We start from the raw sequence: 21,648 nt of genomic DNA on the forward strand, positions 1-21,648 counted from the left end.
AACCGCCCTTTTGATGAACGCCCTTTACAGATTCATTTTTTTCCTGCTGTTGCTGTGCCTTCCGCTGGCAACCCACGCTCAGAAAACAAAGAGTAAGGCGCAGCTGGAAAAGGAGAAGAAAGAAAACCTCAGACGTATAAAAGAAGCAAACCGCATTCTGCAGCAAACCAAGAAGCAGAAGGAAGCCTCGATTGGTCAGCTCAACGCCATACAGGAAAAGATTACGGTTCAGAAGGGCGTCATCAGCAACATCTCCCGCGAGATAAACTACATTGAATCTGACGTAAAAGAAACAGAGGGTATAGTAGGGGCACTCCAGGATGATCTGGATAAGCTAAAAGCAGAATATGCCACCATGGTATACGCCGCCTCCAAAACGGCAAACAGCTACAACAAGCTCATGTTCCTCTTCGCATCCGACTCCTTCAACCAACTGGTTCGGCGTATGCGCTACCTACAGCAATACTCAGAGGCACGCAAAAAGCAGGTAGAGCAGATCAACAAGGTGCAGGCTGTTTTGGGCGGCCAACTGGCCATATTGGAATCTAAGAAGCAGCAAAAGCAAAACCTGCTGGGCAAGCAACTGGCAGAGAACAAAAACCTGCAGACCATGCGGCGGCAGCAGGACAGCGTGATTACCAAGTTGAGCAGGCAGGAGACAAACCTGCAGCAGGAGGTGGCCGCCCGGCAGGAAGCTGTGAAGAAACTGGATAAGCTGATTGCCGATATTGTGCGGGAGGAAATTGCCCGCGCGGCAAGAGCGGCACGTGCAGCAGGCAAAGCGTCAAGCGGAGGCGCCGGCAAGGTAACCTTAACTCCAGAGCTGGCACTTATTTCCAATTCTTTTGCTGGTAACAAAGGGCGCCTGGCCTGGCCGGTAGAGCGGGGATTTGTTTCCCAGAAGTTCGGCCGGCACAACCACCCGGTACTAAAGGGAGTGGTGGTAGAAAACCACGGAGTAGACATTCAGACGACACAGGGAGCGAACGCACGCGCCATTTTTGAAGGCACCGTACTAACTGTCGCGACGGTACCAGGCATGAACAACATTGTGATGGTGCAGCATGGCGACTATTTTACAGTGTACGCGAAGCTGAAAACTGTAAACGTAAAGCCTGGCCAGACAGTCAAGATAAAAGATGTGATTGGCACCGTCTATACCGATAGCGATGGCACTACAGAGCTTCAGTTCCAGGTATGGAAGAACCAGCAAAACCTGAACCCGGAGAGTTGGATAGCGCACAAGTAGCAAGAGAGCAGCTAGACGCTAGGAATGTATAAAAAGAGGAAGCCACAGTTACAGCTGTGGCTTCCTCTTTTTATTGCGCCTGAAGGCTAACCAGGTTCTCCAAGCATAAGTTTTTAAAAGCAAGAGGAATAAAAATGGGCACAGGTACAAAATAAAAAAACACCCCACAGTGCAGGGTGCCTTTCCAAGCTATGAAAACAAACTTAATATTTATATGAAAGCACGCTTCTGAGAAGCCTGCGTCAAAATCCTGGGTTCAAATCTACAACGAACTGGCCAAAGATGCAACTTTAATGCATTTAAGCTAAGCCAAAGTATCTTATAATTTATTTATACCTATACTTATATTTAATATAAAGGTTATGGAACTTTAGCCCTTTTTCTTAAGAACAAACAGAAACATCCGTAAGTTGCTTGTGGTCAATAAATTTAAAGGAGCTTTACTCTTTACTTTTTTATAGTAACACACCTCAGGATGTACAGTTCAGCATTATTCTGGTCCCGGAGGTGGTCTCTAATCCAAGACGTTGCCTGAACTGTTGGTATATAAGCCAATTATATTTTATCTTAAGCGCATTAACCATTTGCTGTTGTTTATAGCAGTATGGCTATATAAGTCTTCCATTCAGGAGCAACAGCCCCTAAGAGCCAGGAGAGGTGTTTAGAATACATCCCTCTCCTGGAATGGCAGGAACTGGTTTTCTGCCTGCTTTTTCCAAGCTAAGCTCCTGGATAACAGCTGTTATCCATATAAATAGCAACGTTTAGGAGCCCGATTAAACTAATCTAGGCTGTTATGGGTTTAATTAAAATATTAGCTCTAATTTTGTAGCAATCATTTAAACTTTTTAAAAGATGGAAATTACCAACACACTTTTGTTTATTGGAGGTCTCGGAGGCACAGAAATCATCTTAATCCTTTTCGTAATCCTGCTTCTTTTCGGTGCCAAGCGTATTCCTGAACTAGCCAGAGGTATGGGCCGCGGTATCCGCGAGTTCAAAGATGCTACAAAGGAGATCAAGAACGACATTGAGACTTCTGTAAAAGACGACAGCCACTCTACCAAGTAATTGTACGGATAAGCTTGTATTAGCTGTATGTATTTGAGTACTGTATTCCTTTTCCTGGGGGACCTTGGAGGAGGAGAAATGCTTGTTGTAATAACAGCAGTGCTTTTACTGTTTGGCGCAGATAAAATTCCGGGTATAGCACGCTCTGTTGGGCGTGGCATGCGCGAGTTTAAAGACGCAACAAACGAAATCAAAAACGAACTTGAACAATCCATCAAAGACGAACCTAAGTCAAAAATAGATTGAGACAGTATAACTCGCTACGCGACATCCGCACCGATATCGCCAATGGGCAGGCAACGTGCAGGCAACTGGTAGAACACTATCTGCAGAACATCGAAGAGAAGGCTGAACTGAATGCCTTTCTGGAAGTATTCAACGAAGAAGCATTGGCGCAGGCGGATGCCGTAGATCAGAAAGTAGCCAATGGCAACGCCGGCAAACTGGCCGGTATGGTCATAGGCATCAAAGATGTGCTCGCCTACAAGGGCCACAGTCTGCAGGCCTCCAGCAAGATGCTGGATGGCTTTAAGTCGTTATACACCGCTTCGGCTGTAGAACGCCTGCTTCAGGAGGATGCCATTATCATTGGCCGCCAGAACTGCGATGAATTTGCCATGGGAGCCTCTAATGAGTCCTCTGCTTTTGGTAATGTGCTCAACGCTGATGACACCTCCCGTGTACCGGGTGGTTCTTCGGGCGGTTCGGCAGTAGCTGTACAGGCTGACCTTTGTTTGGCTTCTATTGGTTCTGATACCGGTGGCTCCGTGCGCCAGCCCGCCTCTTTTTGCGGAGTTATCGGCTTTAAGCCTACCTATTCCCGTATTTCCCGCTATGGCCTTATCGCTTACGCCTCTTCTTTCGACCAGATTGGTGTGATTACGAAGAGTGTACCAGATGCAGCGCTGCTGCTGGAGGTAATGGCGGGCAAAGACGGCATGGACAGCACTGCCAGCGAACGCGAGGTGCCAGCTTACAGCGAGTTACTTACCACAGACAAGAAATATAAAATCGGCTACATCCGCGACTGCTTCGAGAACGAAGGCCTGGACGCGGAGGTAAAAGAAGCTATACTGGGTGTAAAGGAAATGCTGAAGGACGATGGGCACCAGGTGGAGGCGGTAGAATTCTCTTACCTCGACTACATTGTGCCAACATACTACATCCTGACCACCGCCGAAGCCAGCTCGAACCTGGGCCGCTACGACGGTGTGAAGTATGGCTACCGCTCAAAAAACGTAACAGACCTGACGTCGCTGTATAAGAAAACCAGGGCCGAAGGCTTTGGGCATGAGGTACAGCGCCGCATTATGCTGGGTACTTTTGTACTGAGTGCCGATTATTACGATGCCTACTACACCAAGGCACAAAAAGTGAGACGACTGATTAAAGAGAAGACGGATGAGTTGCTTCAGCAATATGATTTTCTTATCTTGCCTACCGCTCCTACAACTGCGTTTAAAATAGGAGAAAACATAGAAAATCCGTTGGCCATGTATTTGGCCGATATCTTTACAGTGCAGGCCTCACTTGCAGGCGTACCAGCCATTTCTATTCCGGCTGGCCGCGATGCTAACGGCCTGTCCATAGGGTTGCAGTTACTGACCCGCTCATTTGAAGAGCCTGCTTTGCTTGCCTTTTCGAATTATATCATGGACAAGATAACCGTTGAAGCATAAATTAATGCCATGACTCATTCTAAATTCTTTACACTGCTAACGGCTGTGGTCTGTAGCGTATGGGTGAACAATACCCTTGCTCTCGGCCACAGCCGTTTGCATGAAGCACCATTGACAGCGGAAGGCGACACACTGAAGGGAAAGATAACCCCAACCCAGCTTTCCCCTGAAGAGGAAGCCCTGCTGGTGGAGCACATCCCGAATGTACCTAGCGACCTGATCGCTGACAGGCTGAGTTGTATAGAGACGGATATCCCGCTTGAGTTCAACAATTATGTAAGGAATTTTATTGATTACTTCACCATCCGGAACAGGAAGTATTCCCGTACTATGCTTACGCGTGAGAACGTGTACTTCCCGATGTATGATAAGTACCTCAAGAAGCACAACATGCCGATGGAGCTGAAATACCTCTCCATTGTGGAGTCAGGGCTTAACCCAAAGGCCCTGTCGCCAGTGGGAGCAGCCGGCCTTTGGCAGTTCATGAAGCCGACCGCCAGCGACTTTGGCTTAAAGTACAACGAGTATGTGGATGAGCGCCTGGACCCGGAGAAATCTACCGAAGCGGCACTTAAATTCCTGCGCCGCCTGCACAACAAATATGGAGACTGGGAATTGGCCATGGCAGCCTATAACTGTGGCCCCGGTAACGTGAACAAAGCCATCCGCAAAGCCGGAGGCGGCAAAAAGACTTTCTGGGAGATATTCCCATACCTGCCAAAAGAAACCCGCGGCTACATCCCGACCATGACAGCCGTTATTTATACCATGCATCATGCCGGAGACCACAACATCTTCTCCGATTCCATTCTGTATCAGCCGCAGGTAGCCTACCTGGAGGTATCACAGGACCTGGACATAAAGAGACTAGCTGCTGAACTTCATGTCACGCCGGCTGAACTGATGGCCCTGAACCCCGAGATAAAAGGAACCACTATTCCGCAGCACCTACGCAACTACAAGCTTCGGATTCCGGCAGAACGCGCTTCCTTGCTGGCCTCCGCTGAAGACAAAAATTGCATTATGCTGGCCGCTGCCCCGGTTCGGGAGCCAATCAAGCGAAAAGAGGACCCTGCAGAAGCACCCATTCTACTTGCCTCCGCTAAAACTGAAAAGCACGTAGAGAAGCCAGCTGATAAGAAATCTGAAAAAGCAGTAGAGAAAACTGTAGAAAAGGAAGTAGAAACCGCTGTAGCTGTAACTCCTGCTTTTGATAAGGAAACAAGTTACACGGTGCAGCGTGGTGATAACCTAACGCAGATTGCCTTGCGCCACCAGGTGACCGTTGCCCAGTTAAAAGAGTGGAATGACCTGGATGGCAGCAGCATCCGGCCAGAGCAGAAGCTGGTTATTATCCAGCAGGCAACCGAAGAGGCAGAACAGCCTGTGTTGCTTGCATCTACCGAAGAAGCAAAGCCAACTGCCAAAGCAGCTACAAAGCAAGTGAAAGAAAGCGTGCAGATAAAGCAGGTGATACACCATGTGCAGCCAGGCGATACCCTCTGGAACATCTCCCGCCAATACGAGGGCATCAGCATAGAGCAGATCAGGAAGCTGAACAAGCTCAAGTCTGATCACCTGAAGCCAGGCCAGAAGCTTATCCTGAGCTAACACCTTCTCATACCATTAAGAAAAGCACCTTCTGCAGAAGAGGGTGCTTTTTGTTTATCGGCAGGTTAACAAATGCATGAAGTCTGATTAAAATTGAATAATTTCTGCTTTAGTGTCTCCTGCACCTCTTATCTTTGACAGCGGTTTGGATAACCGCCAAATTCTTATAAAATTGGTGTTTAGCTACATATACATAGTAAAAGGTCAATACTGTACTGCCAGCGCAGGGAACAAGTACTACAAACAACAAACGCATTTATGATTAAAGTAAACAGAGAGGACGCACTTAACTACCACATGGACGGCAAGCCCGGGAAGATTGAGGTAATACCCACCAAAATGGTAAGTACCCAACATGACCTGGCACTGGCATACTCCCCTGGCGTTGCGGAACCATGTAAAGAAATTCATGCTGATAAGGAAAATGTATATAAGTATACTGCCAAAGGCAACCTTGTTGGAGTCATCTCTAATGGAACAGCAGTACTAGGACTGGGTAATATCGGCCCTGATGCATCTAAGCCGGTAATGGAAGGTAAAGGCGTACTCTTTAAGAAGTTTGCTGGTATCGATGTGTTCGACATAGAAATAGACAGCACGGATCCAGATGAGTTTATTAAGATAGTAAAGTCGCTGGAGCCAACGTTTGGCGGTATCAACTTGGAAGACATTAAAGCACCTGAGAGCTTCAAGATTGAGGTGGCACTGAAAGAGCAGATGAACATACCGCTGATGCACGACGACCAGCATGGCACGGCCATTATCTCTGCAGCGGCTCTTCTGAACGCCCTCGAACTGACTGGCAAGAAGATAGAGAATATTAAGATGGTGATGAACGGTGCTGGTGCTGCCGCCATTGCCTGCGCTAAGCTGTACGTTGCCCTCGGCTTGAGGATGAACAACATGGTGATGCTGGACAAAGAGGGTGTTGTACACCCTGACAGGGACGACCTAGATATTTACAAGGCACAGTTCGTGACCACGCGCAAAGTAAGAACACTAGCAGAGGCCATGGAAGGCGCTGATGTTTTTGTAGGCCTCTCGGCGGGGAATGTGCTGGCACCGGAACTGGTGAAGACCATGGCAGCAGACCCAATTATTTTTGCCCTGGCAAATCCTGACCCCGAGATACCTTACGCTGTGGCTATGGCCACGCGCGATGACTTGATTATGGCTACAGGTCGCTCAGACCATCCGAACCAGGTAAATAACGTGCTGGGTTTTCCTTACATTTTCAGAGGAGCCCTGGATGTACGCGCTACAGAGATAAACGAGGAAATGAAACTGGCTGCTGTACATGCGCTCGCCAGTTTAGCCAAAGAGCCCGTGCCGGATGTGGTATTGAAGGCATACAGCGATACAACCATCAACTTTGGGCGCTTTTACCTGATACCAAAGCCCCTGGACACCCGCCTCATCACCACCATATCACCGGCAGTGGCGAAAGCAGCCATGGACAGCGGTGTTGCCAAGAACCCTATCACTAATTGGGAGGCGTATGAGCAGGAGTTAAAGGAGCGGATTGGCATTGATCAGAAGTTGATGACCCGCATCATGAATCAGGCGAAGAAGGACCCGAAGACAGTTGTGTTTACAGAGGCCGACAACTACAAGATCCTGAAGGCGGCCCAGATTGTGAAAGAGCAGCGCATTGCAAAGCCTATCCTGCTGGGTAACCGCGAAACCATCGAAGCCATTATAGCCGAACACAAGATGGACCTGCAAGGGGTCACCATTATGGATACGTATCAGGAAGATGCACGGCGGGAGGAGTATGGCCAGTTGCTTTTTGAGAAGCGCCAGCGCAAGGGACTCACCTTGTTCGATGCGAAGCGACTCATGCGCGACCGCAACTACTTTGGCAGTATGATGCTGAACAACGGCGAAGCGGACGCCCTTATCTCCGGCCTTACCCGCGATTACTCCAAAACGATTTTACCGGCACTGCAGGTTGTGGGCGTAGAAGAAGGGGTGAACAAGGTAGCAGGCATGTACATTATCCTAAGCCAGCGGGAGCCGTTCTTCTTCGCTGACACCACTGTAAACCTGAACCCGACTGCTGACGAGTTAGTCGACATTATCGGCTTAACAGCACGCACCGTCAAGTTTTTCGACACAGAGCCACGTGTAGCCATGCTCTCTTATTCTAACTTCGGTTCTGTAAGCGGCGAAGTGCCAAACAAAGCAGCTGAGGCTGTGCGTAAGGCAAAAAAACGCTACCCTGAGCTTTTAATAGATGGTGAAATGCAGGCTAACACAGCCCTGAACCGCAGCCTGCTCCGCGAGCACTATCCGTTCAGCGAACTGGCAGAGCATGGAGCCAATACCCTAGTGTTCCCTGATTTGGCCTCTGGTAACATTGCCTATAAAGTACTGCAGGAGATTGGCGGCGCTGAGGTAATCGGCCCGGTGCTGATGGGCATGCGCAAACCCGTACATATTTTACAGTTAGGCTCTTCTATCCGCGAGATTGTGAACATCGTGTCAATTGCTGTAGTAGATGCCCAGAATTACAATAACCAACACATATAGATGATAGCCTATATTGATGGCAAACTCACGCACAAAGACCCAACTTACGTCATTATCGACATAGGTGGCGTAGGTTACCAGATTAAAGTTTCGCTGAACACATACTCCTCGCTGCCTGGCAGTGAGCGCTGCAAGCTGCATACGTACCTGCATATAAAGGAAGATGCACACACGCTCTACGGTTTTACCACGGCAGCCGAAAAAGACTTGTTTCTGCTTCTGATATCCATTTCGGGCGTGGGCCCCAACACGGGGCTCATGATCCTGTCTTCTTTGTCGGTAGAGGAGGTGCAGCAGGCTATTGTGAGAGAGGATGTGCGCACCATCCAGCACGTGAAAGGGATAGGGGCTAAAACAGCCCAACGCATTATTCTGGAGCTAAAAGATAAAGTCAGGAAAGAGGTCCTTATTTCGGATGCTGCTGTGGCTGGAACAGCACACAATACAAATCGTGCCGAAGCGTTATCAGCATTAGTAACGTTAGGTTTCGCGAAGAACGTGGCCGAGAAAACACTTGACACCATAATCAAACGCGAGGGCGGTAATCTGAGCGTTGAGGAGTTGATTAAGTTTGCGTTGAAGTCTTCATAAGAGAATATATCCCATTTTGAACTGGAAAAGTAAAAAAAGCAGCCTGCTTCTGGCGGTTGCCACTATTTCTATGCTGGGCTGGTGGTCACAGGCGGAAGAGTTACGTTCGACAAAGCGGTTCAAATTAACGATTCTCAACAACCTGCTGCTGCAGGACACAGTCAAAACAGACACATCTAAAGTAGAGCAATACATACCCAGCCGGAGACCCACTTTTGTGCCTTCTGACAGGTATGGGAACCCGTTCGGCGCCCGGTCCAGTTCCTCTCCCCTGCTGCTGGGGCAGCCCAGCAACCTGCAGCTAAATGTAGAACTGGACGATAGCCTGGGACTGTACAATATCACCGAAACGCTGGGTGATGTGAACTACAGACCGCCGTCGTCTATGAGCCTGCGCGAGTACTCGGAGTGGCAGCAGCGCGAGGCTATCCGCAACTACTGGCGCGCCAAGTCTGCTGGCCTGGATGGCGAGAGCGTAGTCAGCAGCAGCCGCCTGATTCCGAAGCTGTACATCAGCCCGGTGTTCGATCGTATTTTCGGCGGCAACTTCGTGGATATTCAGCCAAACGGTAATGTGTCGCTTAAGTTCGGCGCGCGCTTTAACCGCAACCAGAACCCTACCATCCCACTTAGCCAGCAGCGCACCGGCGATTTTGACTTTGAGCAGAACATCTCGCTGAACCTGGTAGGTAAGATCGGGGATAAAATGCGCCTGAACTTTAACTGGGATAACAATGCCAACTTCGACTTCGAGAACAATATGAAGTTGGACTATACGGGCTATGAGGAAGAGATTGTACGGAAGGTAGAGGCCGGTAACGTGAGCCTGCCGCTTAACAACTCCCTTATTATGGGTGCCCAGAACCTGTTTGGCATCAAAACACAGCTGCAGTTCGGCCGCCTGGGTGTTACCACCATTGCCTCCAGTGTGCGGGGCACAAACGATGAGGTGGTTATTCAGAACGGTGCCCAGAACAGGCCTTTCTCTATCCGGGTAGATGAATACGACAATAACCGTCACTTCTTCCTTTCGCAGTTCTTCCGGGGCCGCTATAACCAGGCGCTACGGACCCTGCCGCTGGTTAACTCCGGCATTGTAATCCGCCGCATCGAGCTGTACGTTACCAACAACAACCGCTCTACAGAGGACCTGCGCAACATGGTGGCTTACATGGACCTTGGTGAGGCAGACCCGTTCCGTGACCAGTTTGAGGGCGGAAGACCAGCTACGGCACCTGCCGATAACGCAGCTAACAGCCTTTACGGCCAGATTGCCCGCAACAGCACCGCCCGCAACAACTCGCAGGTAGATACTTACCTGAACAGCCTCGGCCTGCAGAAAGGCATTGACTTTGAGCATGTGCGCGCCCGCAGGCTGGACCCTCGGGAGTATAAATTCAACCCGCAGCTAGGCTACATCTCGCTTAACACCATGCTGCTGCCAGACCAGGTGCTGGGGGTGGCGTTTGAGTATACTTACAATGGTAAAACCTACCAGGTGGGGGAACTGATGGATGACTACCAGAACCTGAATGCCGACCAGGTTATCCACATGAAGTTGCTGCGGGCCACCAACCCATCGCTGGAATACCCTACCTGGGACCTGATGATGAAAAACGTCTACAGCTTGGATGCCACACAGGTAACACGCGAGAACTTCCAGCTGCAGATAGTTTACAAAGACGATGAGACAGGCGTAGACATCACCAGCCTGAAAGAAGCCAGCCCTATCCAGAATATCCCGCTGGTAGAGGTCCTGAACTTGGACAACGTTAACACCAACAACGACAAGCCGAGCGACGGCAACTTCGACTTCCTGCCAGGTATTACCATAGACCCGGAAACCGGGCGTATCTACTTCCCGCAGGTAGAGCCATTTGGGGATTACCTCGCAGAAAAGCTGGAGGGCCGGCCTGAGCTTATTGAGCGGTATGTGTTCCAGGAGCTGTATGACCAGACGCAGACAGATGCGCAGCAGAATAACGTGAAGGCAAAGTTTTACCTGAACGGCCGTTTCCAGGCTTCATCTGCTGACGAAATCATGCTGCCGGGCTTCCGTATTGCAGAGGGCTCTGTAAGAGTGTACTCTGGCGGCACGCTCCTTGTGGAGGGCACCGACTACCAGGTGTTCTATGACATGGGCCGCATTAAGATTCTGAACCCAAGCTACATCAGCTCGGCCAATGACCTGCGCGTAACCTATGAAAAAGCAGAACTCCTGAACATACAGCCCCGCACCATGCTGGGGGCCCGCTTTGATTACCGCCTGAGCGACGACATTAACCTGGGGGCAACGGTTTTAAGTATAAACGAACAGGCTTTCATCAACCGCGTCAGTATTGGCGATGAGCCAACGAACAATACCATCTATGGTTTTGACGTGAACCTGCAGAAAGAGTCGAGGTTCCTGACAAAGCTTACCGACGCTATTCCGCTGATAGAAACCAAAGTACCGTCTCTTATTACGTTCAGCGGTGAGTTTGCACAACTGGTGCCTGCTAAGTCTAAATCTAACGCCAACGAAGACGGTGCCTCCTATATAGATGACTTTGAAGGGGCAGAAACGCCTTATAGCCTGGGCGGCTTCAGTAACAGCAACTGGCGGCTGGCCTCCACGCCTGCTCCGCTTATTCCAGGAGCAGGACTGGCTTATTCCTACAACCGCGCGAAGTTAGCCTGGTATACCATCGACCAGATCTTCTACCGCAACAGGGATAACCTGAAGCCCTCTAATATCACGGACAAGGACCTGCAGAACCACTATATACGTGGCGTACGACGCCAGGAGATATTCCCGGGGCGCGATGCAGAGATTTCCAGTACGTATGAATACACCTTTGACTTGGCCTACTATCCACGTGAGCGGGGCCAGTACAACTATAACCCGAACCTGACGCCTCAGGGCCTCATAGCAGATGACCCGCGTAACAACTGGGGCGGTATCAGCAGGGAAATATCTTTTGACACAGACTTCGACAACGCCAACATAGAGTATGTGGAGTTCTGGCTCATGGACCCGTTCATTACAGGACCAAACGGCCGGAAAGACGCAGAGGGGAACGAGATTACGAGCAACGAAGGCGGTGAGTTGGTGCTGAACCTCGGAAGCATATCAGAAGACATCCTGCGCGACAACCAGTACGCTTTTGAGAATGGCTTGCCTACCTCTCCTACTGACCCGCAGAACCTTCTGGAAACTACCTGGGGCCTTGTGACGCAGCAGCAGTTTCTGACAGATGCCTTTACCGGTATTCCGGGAGGCCGCCAGTTCCAGGACATTGGATTGGACGGACTGAATGATGCAGGCGAGGCGGCTTATTTCCAGAATTCCTTCTTAAACCAGATACCGGGAAGACCGCCGCAGATAGTATTAGACGATCCATCGGCAGACAACTTCCTGCACCACCTCGACGAGCGCTACGACCAGCAGAATGCCGGTATTCTGGCCCGTTATAAAAACTTCAATGGCATGGAGAACAACTCGCCGGAAAACAGCCGTTTCTCTAACTATGCCTTCCCTGATAAAGAAGACCTGAACCGCGACAACGTTATCAACGACCTGGAGCAGTATTATGAGTATAAGATAAACCTGAATCCGGAGCAGCTGGAAGTTGGCCGCAATTATATTGTGGACCGTGTTACAAAAGAGCTCAATGGTGATAACGTAACCTGGTACCAGTTCCGGATTCCGGTGCGCCAGCCAACAAATACAGTGGGCGGTATCAGCGGCTTTAAATCTATCCGGTTTATGCGCATGTACTTGACGCAGTTTGCTGACCCGGTGGTGCTCCGCTTTGCGCAGTTCCAGTTTGTTGCGAACCAGTGGCGTAAGTTTGAGCAGCCGATTACCGATGGCAGCCCTTGCCTTACCTGTACCGATGAGGCCCGTAGCTTCACGGTGTCTACTGTAAACATAGAAGAGAACGGGCAGTTTGTGGAAGGCAGCCAGGACATACCGTACATACTGCCTCCTGGCATTGCCCGCCTCCGCGACTACACCTCCACCAACGACCGCCGCCAGAATGAGCAGTCGCTGCAACTATGTGTGGAGGACCTGAAAGACTCATTCTCCAAAGCTGTATTTAAGAACATCTCGCTGGACATGCTCATCTACAAGCAGCTGAAGATGTTCCTGCACGCAGAATCGGATGACCCTGCTACAAGGGACGGTGATGTGCAGGCTTTTATACGCATTGGTACCGACTTCACGCAAAACTACTATGAGTATGTGGTGCCGCTGAAAATAACGCAGCCAGGCAGCAGAATGGAAAACGACATCTGGCCGGCAGAAAACCAGATTGAGATAGCCCTGCAGGCGTTTGTAGATGCTAAAGTAGAGCGTAACAGAGCCACAGACCATCCGCTATACAAACCATTTGAAGTAGTGCTGGATGGCGGCAAAATTATACGCGTAGTCGGCAACCCTGACTTCAGCGAGGTAGAAGGTATTATGATGGGGATACGTAACCCGCGCCAGGCAAGTGATGACGGGCGACCGCACTCTGTTTGCATCTGGGCTGATGAGTTGCGTGTAACCGACTTCCGCAACCAGTCGGGCTGGGCCGGTAACGCCCGACTGAACACAAAGCTGGCTGACTTTGCCAATATTACAGCCACGGGTGCCTATACTACTGTAGGTTTCGGTGGGCTGCAGCAGAAACTGGCACAGCGTGCCCGTGAGAACACAGCCTTGTTTGATGTAAGCGCCAATGTGGTGATGGACAAGTTCCTGCCGGAGAAGTGGGGAATAAAAATTCCGTTAACTTTACAGTATGGCGTCCTGAGCAGCGAACCACAGTTTGACCCGCTGGACAAGGATGTGCCGCTGGACCAGTCGCTCACAAAGCTGGAAACAGCTGAACAGCGGTCTGCCTACAGAAAAGAAGTAACCACCCGCGAAACCAGGAAGAGCATTAGCTTACTCAACGTACGCAAAGAGCGGATAGACACCGAGGCGAGAGTGCGTCTGTATGATATAGAGAATTTCTCCTTCTCCTACTCTTATGCAGAGCGCATGTTCACCAACATAGAAACCGACCGCGACTACAGCAAAACCTATACAGCTGCAGTTGCTTATGCTTATAACAACACGCCCCGAAGCTATACTCCTTTTGCCGGCGCTGAAAGGCTGAATTCTCCGTACCTGCGTCTGATAAAAGAGTTCAACTTCTCCCTGGTGCCAAGCCGCTTTGCCTTCCGGGCTGATTTGAACCGCTTCTACAACGAAAGATACCTGCAGCGCCCTGACCCGGTAACCCGCTTTGTTACCACACGTGGCATTGCCCCTGTCTTTCAGAAGTACTTTTACTTTAACCGCATCTACGATATGCGTTGGGACCTGACAAAAGGCCTGTCGCTGGATTACACCGCTACAAACCGTGCTGTGGTGGATGAGCCGGATGCCCGTATCAACAACGAGGTAGATTCTTTGCAGTACAAGAACAAGATCATCAGGGATAACCTGCTGCGCGGTGGCCGTAACACCAACTTTAACCAAATGGTAGCGCTGAACTATAAGCTGCCTTTCGACAAGTTCCCGCTTACAGACTGGGTAGATGCGGAAACCCGCTATGCTGCCACCTATATCTGGACGGCTGGCTCTACAGCTCTGAACCAGGCTGCTGACTTTAAGCTGGGCAATACTGTAGAGAACAGTACCGAGATTAGCGTGAACGGCAAAATCGATATGGTGAAGCTATACAACAAGGTGAGGTTCCTGAAAGACATTAACTCACCGACGCCAACAAGACCGGTAGCCGCACCAGTTGCCAACGACACAACTGTACGGAAGCCGCAGGCAGACCTGAAGCTTTTGAAGGGACTGGCTCGGGTGCTGATGATGACACGCTCGTTGAATGTAGCCTACCTCGAAAACCGTGGGTCTATGCTGCCGGGCTACCTGCCTACCACCGCGTTCTTCGGTTTTGATGATGCCTTCGAAGCACCTGGCCTTCCGTTTATACTCGGAAAGCAGTATGACCTCGATGACCTGTACCACAGGGCGTATACCAATGGCTGGTACACCGACAGCAGCCAGTACCTGAATACACCTTTCAGCGCCATCAATACGCAGACACTTACAGCGCGTGCTAACCTGGAGCCGTTCCCTAACTTTAACATTCAGTTGGATGCACGCCGCACCAAGTCAGTGATTGACGAAGTGTTCTATAGAAAGGAGGTAGATGACTTCGGAGATATTGGTGTTATTGACCAGCGTCAGAATCCGTTTACGTCAGGCTCTTTCAGCACCTCTTTCCTGGCACTGGGCACTTTGTTTGAATCAACTAAGGATGGTACCTCAGAAGCTTTCACCAGCTTTGTGCGTAACCGCTACGACGTGCGCGACAGGCTGACAACGGCAAATGCGGAAGCCACTGACTCTTCATATTCCCTCAACTCGCAGGAGGTGCTCATGAAGTCGTTCCTGTACGCCTACCAGGGGCGCGACATTAGCGGATATGAGGCCAAAGCAGAAAACCCGTTAAGCCGCCTGCCGATCCCGAACTGGCGCATCGATTACAATGGTCTGGAGCGTCTGCCTTTCTTCCAGCAGTGGTTCAGCCAGATCAGTATTTCACATGCTTATAACTCCAGCTTCAACATTACGAGCTTTACTACCTCGCTGGCTTACAACCAGGAGCCAAACGGCTTCCCGACGCAGCTGAACGAGTTTGGCAGGATCGAACCGTACTACCTGGTAAGCCAGCTAACAGTTATGGAGCGCCTTGCACCGCTCCTGGGCATTAACTTCCGGACAAAGACAAACCTTACCGGCCGCCTGGAGTATAAAATTGAGCGTAACCTGTCGCTGAACCTGACGAATGCACAGGTAACGGAAACAAACGTGAAGGACTATGTGCTTGGATTTGGCTACAGCACCAGCAACTTCCGTATACCGTTTAAGATTGGCGGACAGCGCAGGGTACTGGAGAACGAGCTGACGATGCGCCTGGATTTATCTGTGCGCGAAAACCAGACGGTGCAGCGGGCTATCACAACCGACAACTTAGGAGTAGAGCGTAGTCAGAACCAGATTACAAACGGGACCCGTCAGTTGCAGCTGCGACCTACTATAGATTATGTGCTGAGCCAGCGCCTTAACCTGCAGTTCTATGTACTGCGCTCTGTTTCAGATCCGAAGATATCAACGTCTTTCCGCAACAGCGTAACCGAGGGTGGCGTGCAGTTACGAGTTAATTTGCAATAAAATTTTAGCATTGCGAAAAAGACCGTAATTTTGAGGAAAATCAAGACTAACAAAACTCATGAACTTACCTGATAACCTAAAGTATACCAAAGACCACGAGTGGATCCGCATTGAAGGCGATGTAGCCGTTGTAGGCATCACTGATTTTGCCCAGAGTGAGTTAGGTGACATCGTATATGTTGACATCGACACAGTAGAGAAGCAGATAAACCAAGAGGATGTGTTTGGTACAGTGGAGGCTGTGAAAACAGTATCTGACCTGTTCAGCCCACTAAGTGGTACTGTGCTTGAGTTTAATGAGAAGTTAGAGAACAGCCCGGAGTTGGTAAACTCTGACCCTTACGGCGATGGCTGGATTATTAAAATGTCTGTGGACGATTCCACTCAGATTGATGGCCTCCTAAGCGCAGAGGCTTACCGCGAAGTTATTGGTCAGTAAGCGCTATTAGCAGCACTTGATACTCCGGTATAACCTTTTTACAATATTATGGGCAGCAGTGATACTGTTAACAACACTGCTGCCCTCTTCTTCCCTACCCTCTGTCTCCGTTTGGTGGGATTTTTTCTCCTTCGACTCCTTTGCCCACGCCTTCTTATTCTGCGTTCTGATATTCCTGATGATTGTAGGGTTCTCAAAGCAGTTTTCACTTCTAAAGCTCAAGCACTACCCTATCCGGTACGCCCTTTTTATCAGTACCCTGTTCGGCATCTTTGTAGAGCTGATGCAGCATTTCCTGATTCCCGGACGCCATGGAGATATCGTGGATGTACTGTGCAACACGCTTGGCTGCGTCATAGGTATTGTGGTTTTTAAGTGGGTGTACGTCTGGTAATCCCAGAGTCAGAATGAAAGTCTTTCTTCTTCCTTTGTCATGTATAAAGGATTTGTATAGCATCTCGCAAAGCATATCTTTGGAGGATGAAGCAACTCTATGCTCTCTTGCTGCTGTTACTGGCAGCAACCGCTGTCTTTGCACAGGACATGCTGCGTGTGCGCCAGACAATTGACACCCTCACCTCCGCCACCATGCATGGCCGAGGCTATATAATGGAAGGAGATGCCAAAGCTGCCAGCTATATACAGGACAAGTTTAAGCAGATGGGGCTACAGCCTTTCGGGAAGTCATACTTCCAGCCTTTCAGCTTTCCGGTAAACACCATAGCAGAAACACCGCGGCTACAGGTTGCGGGGCAGGTTCTGAAGCCTGGCGTAGACTTTGTAGCCAATGCTGCCTCCGCTTCCGGCCAAGGCACAGCCGACATCCTTAAACTGGATAGTACAGTCATTCATGCCGCCGCCGCACAGCAGTTTTTCAGACAGAGTTTTAAAGGCAAGGCCATTGTATTCCGGCAGCAGGACCAACAGCAAATAAACAAACTGCCGCCACCCTACCTGCAGAAGCTGCAACAGGCCAAAGTGCACATCATACTGCAGCCCAGAGCACTGCTAACGTCTGTGGCTCCGCAGCAGGCACCCCTTCCGGTACTGGAGGTGCTGGAAGCATCATGGCCAAAGAATGCCAGCAGCCTTACTTATGATGTGAAAGCGCAGCTAAAGCCACGGCATGAAGCCAATAATGTGATAGCCTATATAAAAGGCAGCACCCAGCCAGATTCCTTCCTCGTTTTCTCCGCGCATTACGACCACCTGGGCGGGCAGGGCAAGGATGTGTACTTCCCGGGGGCAAACGATAATGCCAGTGGCACCGCGATGCTACTGGAACTGGCCGAGTATTACAGCCAGCCACAGAACAGGCCTGCCTACAGCATGGCGTTTATCGCCTTTGCAGCAGAAGAGGCTGGTTTGTTAGGTTCGTTCTACTATACAGAACATCCGCTGTTTCCGCTGCGCCAGATCCGCTTCCTTTTGAACCTTGACTTATTGGGCACTGGCTCTGAAGGAATCATGGTAGTGAACGGAAAGGTACATGAGCAGGAATTCGCCCTTTTGCAGCAACTGAACCAGCACCACCAGTACCTCATACAAATCAGGAGCCGTGGCAAAGCCGCCAACTCCGACCATTATCCTTTTTCAGAAAAAGGTGTACCCGCCTTTTTCTTCTATACCCTGGGAGGCACTGCCGCCTACCACAACACAAACGACTTTGCACAGCAACTGCCGCTCACAGAATTCAGAGATGTGTTTCAGATGATTATAGATTTTGCAAAAGAGCTGCAAAACTGATACTAATGCGTAGTGTATGCAATTGAGAAATTCACTGCGGAATTTCCTGTTCACAGATAAAATAAAAAAGCGCCTGCCACTGTATACCTGGCAGGCGCTTTTTTACTTATGGAGACAAATGAGTCCAGCATCTCATGTCTTGATACTGGTGTCTAATAATCTACAGAATATTGTTAATCTGTTCTTTAATTTTCTCCAGTTCTTCTTTCATCTCCACCACGTGGTGCTGAATGACAGAGTCGTTTGCCTTGGAGCCGATGGTGTTAATTTCGCGGCCAATTTCCTGGGCAATAAAATTAAGTTTCTTGCCTGTTGGCTCCGGCAGGTACACGGTTTCTGTGAAATAGTGCAGGTGATTTACCAGTCGTACTTTTTCCTCGGCAATATCGAGCTTCTCAATGTAATATACCATTTCCTGCTCAAACCGGTTCTGGTCGAAATGCTCTGAAACAGCAAGTTCTGTCATGTGCCCACGGATGCGGTTGCGTATATTCTCCATTCGCACCGGATCGTGCTTATCAATTTCAGCCAGCAGAATCCTAATCCTGTCGATGTAAGACATGATTTCGGCTGTCAGGGCTTTGCCTTCATCACTACGGAAAGAATTGATGTTCTGAAGCGCCTCTTCCAGCAGGGGCTGTACTTTGCCCCAGTCCGCTTCAGATGTCTCCTCATCCTCCTGCTCCTGCTGCAGCACCTCGGGCATGTGCAGCGCCAACCGGAACAAGTCAGTTTTAGAAGCACCCACCGCGTCGGCAGCTTCATTCAGTTCTTTATAGTAAGCCTGTAGTAACTCTTTGTTGATGGTGTTCTTTGCCTTCTGCGCCTTGTTCTTGGAAAGCTCAATGTTCACTCCAACCTTTCCACGCACCAGGGCTTTCTGCACCATGTTCCGGATATCATATTCATGGTCTGATATTACCTTCGGAATCCGCACACTCAAATCCATGCTTTTGGAATTCAGTGATCTGATTTCAACAGAAATAGAATACTGGTCGGCATCAAGGCGTGCGCTACCAAAGCCTGTCATAGAATACAGCATAAGCTAATTGTATTATTTTAAATGCAAATTAGGCAAATTTATCCATTCTTACTTAGCAAGTACCACGAAAGGTAGTCTAATGTGTGTTGCCTATTATAAATTGTTTAACTTTGTACTATGAAATTTGGTGTAGTCGTTTTTCCAGGGTCCAACTGCGACCAAGACCTTGTAGATGCCATCAGCATTGGCATGCAACAAGAAGTTGTAAAACTGTGGCATAAAGAACACGATTTGCAAGGGTGTGACTTTATTCTCCTGCCAGGTGGTTTCTCTTACGGGGATTACCTGCGTTCCGGTGCAATTTCCCGTTTCTCTCCTATTATGCAGGAGGTAGTTCAGCATGCGAACCGCGGGGGTTATGTCATGGGAATCTGCAACGGTTTCCAGATTTTAACAGAGGCGGGCTTGCTTCCGGGCGCTTTGCTGCGAAACGTGAACCAGAAATTCATCTGCGACAACGTGCACATCCGGCCTGTTACCACCAACCTGCTGCCCACGCGCCTGCTGGATGTAAACAAAGCCTACAAAATTCCGGTGGCACATGGCGAAGGCCGCTACTATGCGGATGAGGATACCATTAAGGCAATGCAGGACAATGACCAGATCATGTTTGAGTACTCCAGCAATGTTGCTGATACAAATGAGATCTATAACATCAACGGCAGTCTGCTGAATATTGCCGGTGTAAGTAACGACAAAAAGAATGTGTTCGGTATGATGCCGCACCCGGAACGTGCTGTAGATCCGGAATTGGGTAATACTGATGGCCGCCTTATTTTTGAATCGATATTAGAGGTAGTGAACGTGTAGTGTTTAAGTCAGAGAATTCTACACTCCATGAGCCCCACCTGCATGATGCAGGCGGGGCTCATGCTTTTAAGACTACTGTAGTGGACAAATTTATGCCTAAGTCTTATCCAGTGCCGGCTCAACTAAATATTTATTTTATCTGTTTGTGCTCTCAAGGCCGGGAAGCTTCGTTTTCCCGCATCGCGCTGTGTAGCTGAACCTGCCTAGGGAAGAGGCTCTCTATTTGCTCTGCTCATTCTGCTTCACTGCGTTCGTCACCGGAACATCTACATGGCGCTCTTTATCGAGGGCCCTTCCACCACGGAAAAACTGGAAACACCTTCACTTCGTGCTGGCAAATGTCAGTGATCTATAAGGGAGAAGCTTACCGGGATGGGATGAATGTTTACTGTTTAAACTTTTTGATAAGAAATTTTGACAGACAAGGCTGGCTGAGTGTTCGGCTAGTGGTAAATGGTTCTTCAGTGGCTAGACGAGCTTCCAGGGGAACAGAGGTATAAATGCTTAAGCCTGGGTTGAGCGGAGCATCTTGTTAACGGCATCAATTATGGTTCTCAGGTCGGCGGGATGGTTATCCACTACTTCGCCACGCTCTTTCCCCAGGCGCACGACAACAAGGTCTTCTTCCGGTATCACGATAATGTACTGCCCTAGTATGCCTCGTGCATAGAAAACGTCCTGCCCCTTATAGCCAAGCAACAGCCACCATTGGTAGCCGTAGAAGTCTACTTTCTTGCCATCTGCTCTTTTAGGCAGGCCATTGGGCGTTAGGGAGGCTTGTACATAGGAAGGGGGCACTATCGTATCGCCGTTCCAACTGCCGTTGTGCAGGTACAGTTTGCCGAGGCGGGCAAAATCACGGGCGTTTGAGAAGAAGCAGCAATATGCTTTCTCTATACCCTCAGGCTTATCCACGCTCCACTCCGCATCCTGTACGGCACCTATTGGCTTCCATAGTTTCTCTGAGGCCAGTTCGCTCAGGCTCTTGCCCGTAGCCGCCTGTAGCACAAAGGCCAGCACCTGCGTATCACCGCTTTTGTAGATAAACTGCCGCCCTGGCTCCTCTACTGCCTCCAGCCTGTCTATCACCTTCTTCAGGTTACTTCCGTAGTAGCTTTCGGTGGTCATGGAAAAGGGGTTAATGTATGACTCATCCCAGTTGAGGCCGGAGCTCATCCAGAGCAGGTGCTTTATCTTTATTTTTCCTTTGTCGCCTTCTCTGAACTCTGGAAGGAAATCTCCCACCGGCTGCTCTACGCTCTTTATCTTTCCCTCTTTGATAGCTATGCCAACCAGCATGCTCACGATGCTTTTAGCCATAGAAAAAGAATTGCTCAACGACTCATCTGAATAGCCATCCCAGTACTGCTCGTAAAGTATAGAGTCATTTTTTACTATCAGGAAGGCCACAGAACTCAGATCCTCGTGCAGACGCTCCAGTTCTTTCGGGGAAGTAAGCTTATTGTAAGCTGCCGCGATTGGCCACGGCTGCGCTATTTGCGGCGCCTCAACCTGCCGCTGCTCAAAGATGATATTGTCGTCTATATCTGCCAGGTTATAGTAGATGGCCCTGTACACGTAGTTTTTATCAGCCACGTAAATCCAGGTGGCAAACAGCCCCAGCAACAGCAATGCACCTACTCCATAGTATCTGCCTTTCCGGCTCATAGG

14 protein-coding genes are annotated in these 21,648 nt (G+C 49.7%); 12 read left to right on the top strand and 2 right to left on the bottom strand.

All coding sequences use genetic code 11. The features are described from left to right. The first annotated feature begins 13 nt into the window (after positions 1 to 13). The 11 genes from ACFS7Z_RS23740 to ACFS7Z_RS23790 all read left to right on the top strand — a co-directional run bounded on the left by ACFS7Z_RS23740 (position 14) and on the right by ACFS7Z_RS23790 (position 18,125). Positions 14 to 1,249, top strand: coding sequence for a murein hydrolase activator EnvC family protein (locus ACFS7Z_RS23740; RefSeq protein WP_377490649.1), 1,236 nt, complete (start codon positions 14 to 16; stop codon positions 1,247 to 1,249). Positions 1,250 to 2,104: 855 nt separating this feature from the next. After that, a complete protein-coding gene (gene tatA, locus ACFS7Z_RS23745; RefSeq protein WP_377490652.1) occupies positions 2,105 to 2,320 on the top strand; it encodes a twin-arginine translocase TatA/TatE family subunit in 216 nt (71 codons plus the stop codon). A gap of 27 nt (positions 2,321 to 2,347) precedes the next feature. Then, positions 2,348 to 2,566, top strand: a complete 219-nt coding sequence (locus tag ACFS7Z_RS23750; RefSeq protein WP_377490654.1) for a Sec-independent protein translocase subunit TatA/TatB — start codon at positions 2,348 to 2,350, stop codon at positions 2,564 to 2,566. Continuing rightward, the gene (gatA, locus tag ACFS7Z_RS23755) at positions 2,563 to 3,999 is read left to right on the top strand and encodes an Asp-tRNA(Asn)/Glu-tRNA(Gln) amidotransferase subunit GatA (protein WP_377490657.1); all 1,437 of its coding nucleotides are present in this window, start codon (positions 2,563 to 2,565) and stop codon (positions 3,997 to 3,999) included. Before ACFS7Z_RS23750 ends, gatA begins: the two co-directional genes overlap by 4 nt. A gap of 9 nt (positions 4,000 to 4,008) precedes the next feature. Then, the gene (locus ACFS7Z_RS23760; protein ID WP_377490660.1) at positions 4,009 to 5,610 is read left to right on the top strand and encodes a lytic transglycosylase domain-containing protein; all 1,602 of its coding nucleotides are present in this window, start codon (positions 4,009 to 4,011) and stop codon (positions 5,608 to 5,610) included. 258 nt (positions 5,611 to 5,868) lie between these two features. Then, positions 5,869 to 8,142, top strand: coding sequence for an NADP-dependent malic enzyme (locus ACFS7Z_RS23765; protein ID WP_377490663.1), 2,274 nt, complete (start codon positions 5,869 to 5,871; stop codon positions 8,140 to 8,142). Next, positions 8,143 to 8,733, top strand: coding sequence for a Holliday junction branch migration protein RuvA (gene ruvA, locus ACFS7Z_RS23770; RefSeq protein ID WP_377490666.1), 591 nt, complete (start codon positions 8,143 to 8,145; stop codon positions 8,731 to 8,733). Between the two features lie 16 nt (positions 8,734 to 8,749). Then, positions 8,750 to 15,940: a T9SS outer membrane translocon Sov/SprA gene (sov, locus tag ACFS7Z_RS23775; protein ID WP_377490669.1), complete on the top strand. Its 7,191-nt coding sequence runs from the start codon at positions 8,750 to 8,752 to the stop codon at positions 15,938 to 15,940. 58 nt (positions 15,941 to 15,998) lie between these two features. Then, complete coding sequence (gene gcvH, locus ACFS7Z_RS23780; protein ID WP_377490672.1) at positions 15,999 to 16,379, top strand: glycine cleavage system protein GcvH; 381 nt, start codon at positions 15,999 to 16,001, stop codon at positions 16,377 to 16,379. A gap of 58 nt (positions 16,380 to 16,437) precedes the next feature. Beyond that, entirely contained in the window at positions 16,438 to 16,773 is a 336-nt protein-coding gene (locus ACFS7Z_RS23785; RefSeq protein WP_377490675.1) for a VanZ family protein, read from the top strand. 86 nt (positions 16,774 to 16,859) lie between these two features. Further along, the gene (locus ACFS7Z_RS23790; protein WP_377490678.1) at positions 16,860 to 18,125 is read left to right on the top strand and encodes a M28 family metallopeptidase; all 1,266 of its coding nucleotides are present in this window, start codon (positions 16,860 to 16,862) and stop codon (positions 18,123 to 18,125) included. Positions 18,126 to 18,285: 160 nt separating this feature from the next. Here the strand turns inward: ACFS7Z_RS23790 and ACFS7Z_RS23795 are convergent, their stop codons facing one another. After that, on the bottom strand, positions 18,286 to 19,167 hold the full coding sequence (locus ACFS7Z_RS23795) for a YicC/YloC family endoribonuclease (protein ID WP_377490681.1): 882 nt from the start codon (positions 19,165 to 19,167) through the stop codon (positions 18,286 to 18,288). 117 nt (positions 19,168 to 19,284) lie between these two features. Between ACFS7Z_RS23795 and purQ the strand changes: the two genes are divergently transcribed. Then, positions 19,285 to 19,977: a phosphoribosylformylglycinamidine synthase subunit PurQ gene (purQ, locus tag ACFS7Z_RS23800; RefSeq protein WP_377490684.1), complete on the top strand. Its 693-nt coding sequence runs from the start codon at positions 19,285 to 19,287 to the stop codon at positions 19,975 to 19,977. A gap of 504 nt (positions 19,978 to 20,481) precedes the next feature. Here the strand turns inward: purQ and ACFS7Z_RS23805 are convergent. Beyond that, positions 20,482 to 21,645: a serine hydrolase domain-containing protein gene (locus tag ACFS7Z_RS23805; protein ID WP_377490687.1), complete on the bottom strand. Its 1,164-nt coding sequence runs from the start codon at positions 21,643 to 21,645 to the stop codon at positions 20,482 to 20,484. Positions 21,646 to 21,648 lie beyond the last annotated feature (3 nt).

The sequence above is a fragment of the Pontibacter toksunensis genome, assembly GCF_042686245.1.
GTDB classification, from domain to species: domain Bacteria; phylum Bacteroidota; class Bacteroidia; order Cytophagales; family Hymenobacteraceae; genus Pontibacter; species Pontibacter toksunensis.